Here is a 422-nt window from a genome sequence, read left to right on the forward strand (position 1 = left end):
ACCGCTTTCGGATGAAAAGCGGCGCTTCTGGACGCGCAATAAATTTCAATCATACGGCCATATACGATGACGAAAATCACGATGTTTAAGGCAATCATGGTAAGCTGGATCAGGAAGGACTGGAGCCAGAGTCCGAACAGAGGGCCTAACTCCATCGCCTCAAGCTCTGTCCGCAGACTGTCCAGCACATCCGGCGTGATCTCTGTCCCGTTCTGGATAATGCCCGCTGACTGCTGGATCACATGCTGGCTCACATCAAAGACCGCCAGCACGATATTGAAGGTATTCGTCAGGATCATCACAGCCACAAAGGTTTTGAACACCCACTTAAAAAACATCCATGTGTCAACTTCATGGAGGTTGTTGCGTTCTATGAGCATCTGTATCAGTTCATAGGTCATTACAAAAGTGAGGATGACCCC

At 48.8% G+C, this 422-nt stretch carries 1 protein-coding gene; it reads right to left on the minus strand.

All coding sequences use genetic code 11. The annotated features are described in order from the left end of the window. A partial coding sequence (locus tag DWY93_RS17665; RefSeq protein ID WP_242990720.1) for a VirB6/TrbL-like conjugal transfer protein, CD1112 family occupies nt 1–422 on the minus strand: 422 nt, incomplete at both ends.

Source organism: Clostridium sp. AF28-12, from assembly GCF_003435225.1.
Taxonomy (GTDB): Bacteria; Bacillota; Clostridia; order Lachnospirales; family Lachnospiraceae; genus Pilosibacter; species Pilosibacter fragilis.